The organism is Aphanizomenon sp. UHCC 0183, assembly GCF_009712065.1.
Lineage (GTDB): Bacteria > Cyanobacteriota > Cyanobacteriia > Cyanobacteriales > Nostocaceae > Dolichospermum > Dolichospermum heterosporum.
This window is the reverse complement of sequence record NZ_VILC01000065.1, coordinates 18473-24702: the sequence shown is the minus strand read 5'-3', so window position 1 is coordinate 24702 and position 6230 is coordinate 18473. Positions and strand designations below refer to the sequence as shown.

At 41.1% G+C, this 6230-nt stretch carries 5 protein-coding genes; 3 read left to right on the top strand and 2 right to left on the bottom strand.

Annotated elements, in window-relative coordinates; all coding sequences use genetic code 11:
- Positions 1–134 precede the first annotated feature (134 nt).
- Positions 135–398, bottom strand: a complete 264-nt coding sequence (locus FJR37_RS18670; RefSeq protein ID WP_168466784.1) for a type II toxin-antitoxin system Phd/YefM family antitoxin — start codon at positions 396–398, stop codon at positions 135–137.
- Between the two features lie 469 nt (positions 399–867).
- Here FJR37_RS18670 and FJR37_RS18665 point away from each other — a divergent pair, with 469 nt between their 5' ends.
- Both FJR37_RS18665 and FJR37_RS18660 read left to right on the top strand, forming a co-directional pair.
- Complete coding sequence (locus FJR37_RS18665; protein ID WP_039203345.1) at positions 868–1494, top strand: Uma2 family endonuclease; 627 nt, start codon at positions 868–870, stop codon at positions 1492–1494.
- Between the two features lie 234 nt (positions 1495–1728).
- Positions 1729–3291, top strand: coding sequence for an NAD(P)H-quinone oxidoreductase subunit N (locus tag FJR37_RS18660; RefSeq protein WP_168466783.1), 1563 nt, complete (start codon positions 1729–1731; stop codon positions 3289–3291).
- Positions 3292–3992: 701 nt separating this feature from the next.
- Here FJR37_RS18660 and FJR37_RS18655 read toward each other — a convergent pair.
- On the bottom strand, positions 3993–4565 hold the full coding sequence (locus tag FJR37_RS18655; RefSeq protein ID WP_039203348.1) for a PleD family two-component system response regulator: 573 nt from the start codon (positions 4563–4565) through the stop codon (positions 3993–3995).
- A gap of 764 nt (positions 4566–5329) precedes the next feature.
- Here FJR37_RS18655 and lipA point away from each other — a divergent pair.
- The gene (gene lipA / locus FJR37_RS18650) at positions 5330–6226 is read left to right on the top strand and encodes a lipoyl synthase (protein ID WP_039203350.1); all 897 of its coding nucleotides are present in this window, start codon (positions 5330–5332) and stop codon (positions 6224–6226) included.
- The last annotated feature ends 4 nt before the right edge of the window (positions 6227–6230 follow it).

Here is a 6230-nt window from a genome sequence, read left to right as displayed (position 1 = left end):
GCCAACCTACTTAAATAAATAAAAGTGCGATCGCAGATATTGTAGGGTGCGTTACTTAACGCGCCTTTTTGCTTTTAATTATGATTAATTTGTAATTATTATGCGTTACGCTAACACATCCTACTGTTACTATTTTAAAAAAATTTAGTGCGATAACTGTTAAGTATCTCGTTTAACAGTTCTAAGGTTAGTCCATTTGCCTGAGCTTCCGCCCCTAAATCCGCCGATATATTTTTTAAGCGCAGATTTTTAATCTTTACCAAATCCTCATAATCATTCATCGAAATAATAGCCACATAATTGCGATCATTTTCCTTAACAAGAATGGGTTCTTGTTGGGTGCTATCCATAATGTAAGCAAAATCTTTCTTTACTTCTGAAACTGAAACTTGTCTCATTACATTTTGTTTGAGAAATAACTCTGGTTATTGTAACATACCCCATAGCGCAATAGCGAAGCGCTGCTGCAAGCAGTTCGCCTTTCATAATGGAGAAGTTGATGTTATATTTGTCGTAATTATAAGGTCGTGTATTTTATAGGAATAACTAGTATGTCTGCCTTATCAATCAGTACCAGTTTCTTTAGCAGATGCGGAATTAGTCCGAATGTCGGAGCTATACCCTAGTAGTCTGATTTTTACGCTTGATAGCGATTTTCTCGTTTACAGAAAGAACCGCGATCGCCCAATTCCTTTGCTTATGCCTCTATTAGGTGCTTAAATATGATCGCAGATATTGTAAAGTGCGTTACTTAACGTTGAAATATTCATGCCACTAGCGAAAGCAGTGTGAGAATTTGAAAAAACGGCGAAGGATGAATTTAGCGAAAATGCTAGAGTGGTGATATTGATGGGGCTAAGTTGACCTATGACCATTGCAACCGAAATACCAATACAACAGCAGTTACTCAGTTTTGGCGATTTTATCGTCCGTTATGGTGACAGTAACCGCTACGAATTGATTGATGGAGAGGTGTTTGATTTGGAACCAACAGGCTACCATGAAGAAGTTTCAGCTTTTACCACCACAAAAATCTGCGCCCAAATTGATGCCTCATGTTTAAATTGGTTTGTCCTTCAGCGAGGATTACTACGTCCTTCTAACTTAGGTATGACAGCATTTCGACCCGATGTTATGGTTGTTGACCGCAATGAACTTGCGAAAGAACTACTTTGGAATGACCAATCAATCCTCACGCTGGGCAGTTCGATTAGATTTGTGATGGAAGTAGTTAGTAGCAACTGGCAAAACGACTATGCGCGTAAAGTCGAAGACTACGCAATTTTAGGTATTCCTGAATATTGGATTGCGGATTATGCGGGTCTAGGTGGGACTCGACATATTGGGAAACCGAAACAACCTACCCTTTCCATTTGTACGTTAGTCAAAGGAGAGTATGAAATTCAGCAGATTCGAGGCAATCAATCCATTCCTTCGCCGACATTCCCAAATTTCAAACTGACAGCCGAACAAGTTTTAAAGGCTGGCAGATAAAGTGCTTTTAAGCCATGCTTACTCTTTCCCGAAAATCACCCCACTCTGAACAGTTCAGTTATGTACTCGACTGTTTATTTTGAGTTATTGCGGTACATTTACCGATAGCTAAAATTAAATATACGAATTTCCAACTGTTAAAGATAGAAAGATCAATGCAATTTTAGTCAAGAAGTATGGATAGAATAAACTTGTGTTATCTCTAATGTTTAATCGCTAAAACCTATATATCTCATGGATTTTGCTAATTTTGCATCCCAGTTAAATGCTGGAACGATTTTACCAGAGGGAATCATCATGATTACCCTCTTGGGGGTTTTGATTGTTGATTTGATTTTGGGACGGACATCTGCACGCTGGATTGGATATCTAGCTATACTCGGTTTAACAGCCGCGATTATTGCTCTATACTTCCAATGGGATACTACTACCCCCATTGCCTTTACTGGTAGCTTTAATGGTGACGACCTGAGTATTGTCTTTCGGGGGATTATCGCCCTGTCAGCAATGGCGACAATATTAATGTCAATTCGCTATGTTGAACAAAGTGGTACGCCTTTAGCCGAATTTATTGCCATTTTGATGACTGCGACTTTGGGAGGAATGTTTTTATCCGGTGCTAATGAGTTGGTGATGATTTTCATCTCTTTAGAAGCCCTGAGTATTTCCTCTTATTTGTTGACAGGTTATACAAAACGTGACTCCCGTTCCAATGAAGCAGCGTTGAAATACTTGTTAATTGGTGCTTCCAGTACAGCAGTGTTTTTGTACGGTGTATCGCTGTTGTATGGTTTATCCGGTGGACAAACGGAACTAAGTGCGATCGCTCAAGGTATCGCTACAGCGAATGTTGGTCAATCCCTGGGTTTAGTAATTGCTCTGGTTTTCGTGATTGCGGGTATTGGTTTCAAAATCTCCGCTGCACCCTTCCACCAATGGACACCGGACGTTTATGAAGGCGCACCAACTCCAGTTATCGCCTTTTTATCCGTTGGTTCTAAAGCCGCAGGATTTGCCCTGGCTATCCGTCTCTTGACCACCGTTTTCCCTATCGTGGCAGATGAGTGGAGATTTGTTTTCACTGCCCTTGCGGTGCTAAGTATGGTACTGGGTAACGTTGTCGCCCTAGCCCAAACTAGCATGAAACGGATGTTAGCTTACTCATCCATTGCCCAAGCTGGGTTTGTGATGATTGGCTTAATTGCGGGAACTGATGCCGGCTATTCCAGTATGATTTTCTATCTACTGGTGTACCTGTTTATGAACCTGTGCGGCTTTAGTTGCGTAGTATTATTCTCTTTGCGAACAGGAACAGATCAAATTTCTGAATACTCTGGTTTGTATCAAAAAGACCCACTTTTAACACTGGGTTTGAGTATTTCTCTCTTATCATTGGGTGGTATTCCCCCACTAGCTGGATTTTTCGGGAAGATTTACCTATTTTGGGCAGGTTGGCAAGCTGGTCTTTATTGGTTAGTTTTACTCGGTTTAGTTACCAGTGTGGTTTCCATCTATTACTACATTCGCGTAGTTAAGATGATGGTAGTCAAAGAACCCCAAGAAATGTCCGATGTGGTGAAGAATTATCCCCAAGTGCGTTGGGATTTACCAGGACTTAGACCTTTACAAGTAGGTTTGATAGTAACTTTAATAGCTACTACCATTTCTGGAATCTTATCCAATCCCTTGTTTACTTTAGCTAATAATTCTGTTACTAACACTCCCATGTTGCAAGCAGGAAAAGTTGCCAGTACAGAAGTTAGCTTAAACAGTAGAAGCCTCTCACCTACCCGATAGGGAGGTGATGAGATGAATACGCGTAAGTGACGAATTGCCCAACGAGCAAAATTAAGCGCAGCTTAATCAGTGTTGTTGGGCGATGTTAGCGCAGCGGCACGAAGTGCGGAATGAACACTTTCTTGATTTTTTTTCAAATATTTGATATAATTTTCAACAGTAGGTGTAACTCAATTAAATGCACCAAAAGCAGCCTATCAAAAAAGTTAAAAATTATCTCAAAAAGTCCCTAGGGCATAGGGCTTTAAAGCTCGGTTAATGTCTTTATAGAAGAGTCGCCGAGAAGCTCACACTCACCTGAAAGGGAGTGTGTGGAGTATGTCACTGTTATTACAAACAAGGAGTCACAGGAATTTTAAGTTATTCCTAAATAAGTGGTAATGGGTAATTAGTAATGAAGCTAGTCTTCAATATTCAATTACCCATTTTTGTTGTTAAACAGCAACAATACCAAACTTATGTGCGGCTGCTTCACAGAATTATCAAATTCATTGGACATCTCCAGAAATTAAATATGCCTATCCTAGAACCCTTGTAGAGACGTTCCATGGGTAGGGATTCTCGGCTCTACATTCTTTTCTGGAGATGTCTATTAATTCATCCGTCTTTAGCTGCGTTTATCTGCGTACATCTGCGGTTAATAATTTTTGAAATCTTATTCTATGTAGTTTCATTTTAATTTGGCATTACCAAAGAAAAAATTACTTAATTTTCTGTTTAATAAAAGTCACAACTTGATTAAGCTGTTTCTTCAAGTTATCAATTTCTCCTTGCATCTTGATAATTTTATCATTTAGTAATTTGATCTCAGCAGATGAATCTACGGCATTTATAGCAACTGGGGCAGGCTGTTTATTTGCAGGATTCACTGGGGGTGTATTTAAGTCTGGACGCTCCTTTTTCGACTTCAGCATTGCTGACTTGATAGCGCCAACGAGTTGCTTTTGATCAAAAGGTTTTCCTAAAAATTCAAAATATTCAAATGGTTCTACAAATTTTTCCGTTACCTCTTCCTTACGTCCTGACATGATTACCAAAGGAATTTTCCGCAATTCTGGTTGAGCCTGGATTTTCTGGAAAACTTCCCAACCACTCATTTTTGGCAACAAAAAATCTAGCATGATCAAGCTGACTTTTTCTTTGAGGATGAGGTTGTATCCTTCTAACCCATCCTTGGCTTCTATCACCTCAAAATTACCTGGTGGTAACATTTCTCGTACTTTTACCCTGACAACGGTAGTGTCGTCAATAACTAAAATTTTGTTATTTGCCACAACTGATTACTCTACTAAAAATTTTATGTTTAGATGGCTGGTTGCCGAGTGCTTTTAAGAATTCTCTCACTATATCCAAAATTTATGTAGATTGGGGGGGAGTATTTTCTGACATAAATTTCCAAAATCACAGGAGTTGCAGGAAACTTTCACTGATGTTTTGATCAACTTGTATCATAGTTGTGTAGACTACACACAACTAATATCCTGTGTAGTGAAAGATTTATTAGTCTAACTTCTCAGTTTGGGGTATATCTGGAATTACAGTACCTCTATGTAAATAGTCATTACGCGCTCTTACTTTTTGCCTAATTAACAAATCGTTATGTCAGTAACCCAGCCCTAAAGGGACTGGGCTTGCAAGAGTAATCAAGCAAGCCGTACTGACCAGACCACCCTGAGCGTTGTCGAAGGGTAGCCGTTATTTGAGTCACGACACCTCGGAATGCGTTCGCGTCAGCGTGTCGTCAGGCATAGCTAGTTACCCGCTCTGTCGCTTGTGATTAAACAGTTCTAAGGTTACTGGAACAGTGTTGCAAGCTCAAGCAAGCTCTTATAACAGGTCGTTCGCGCCAGCGTGCCGGAGGCATCTAGCTAACATTACCCCAGAAATGGGAGTTGGTTTCCAGGTTCCAATCAAAAATCTGGTTTCAATTTTAATATCCACAGCGGTTGAAACCGCCTGTGCGGTCACTGAGCTTGTTGAAGTGTCGTTTCCCTCTCAGGTCTAAAGACGCTGAGTTTCCCACTTACCGCGAAGTCTTATGAATTCTCCACAACAAGTTGATATCAAGTCAGAAATTATGACTATGCCTAGCTGGTTGCGTCGTCCCATCGGCAAAGCCAGTGAAATCTCTACTATCCAACGTATCATTAAGCAGCGACAAATTCACACAATTTGTGAAGAAGGGCGTTGTCCGAATCGGGGTGAATGCTACGCCCAAAAAACGGCGACTTTTTTATTAATGGGTCCAACTTGTACCCGCGCTTGTGCTTTTTGTCAGGTAGATAAGGGTCATGCGCCAATGGCGTTGGATGAGGAAGAACCCCAAAAGGTGGCAGAATCAGTACGGCTTTTAGGGTTGCGGTATGTGGTATTAACTTCTGTCGCCCGTGATGACTTGGCTGATGGGGGGGCTGGTCATTTTGTGAGGACAATGGAGACTATTCGCCAGATGAATCCCGATACTCAAATTGAGGTGCTGACATCGGATTTTTGGGGTGGTGGGGGTGTGGCAGTCCAATGTCACAGTTTAGCGATGATTATTCAGGCTCAACCGGCTTGTTTTAACCATAATGTCGAAACAGTCCGTAGGTTAACTCCAACTGTGCGCCGAGGGGCAAAATATGACCGTTCGTTGGCTGTATTAGCGACGGTTAAGGAGTTGAATGATCAGCTTCCTACGAAGTCAGGTGTCATGGTGGGACATGGGGAAACTATGGAGGAATTAATTGAGACAATGGCGGATTTGCGATCTGTAAAATGCGATCGCCTCACCATTGGTCAATATATGCGTCCTTCTTTAGACCATCTACCTGTTAAAAAATATTGGACTCCAGCGGAATTTACAGAACTGGGCAATATAGCCAAGGAAATGGGATTTAATCACGTCCGTTCCGGTCCCCTGGTTCGCAGTTCCTATCACGCTGGGGAGGAGTAGGGGC

Coding starts and splice junctions, on each gene's coding strand:
- FJR37_RS18670 (WP_168466784.1), bottom strand. CDS start 398: ATGAGACAAGTTTCAGTTTCAGAAGTAAAGAAAGATTTTGCTTACATT.
- lipA (WP_039203350.1), top strand. CDS start 5,330: ATGAATTCTCCACAACAAGTTGATATCAAGTCAGAAATTATGACTATG.
- FJR37_RS18660 (WP_168466783.1), top strand. CDS start 1,729: ATGGATTTTGCTAATTTTGCATCCCAGTTAAATGCTGGAACGATTTTA.
- FJR37_RS18665 (WP_039203345.1), top strand. CDS start 868: ATGACCATTGCAACCGAAATACCAATACAACAGCAGTTACTCAGTTTT.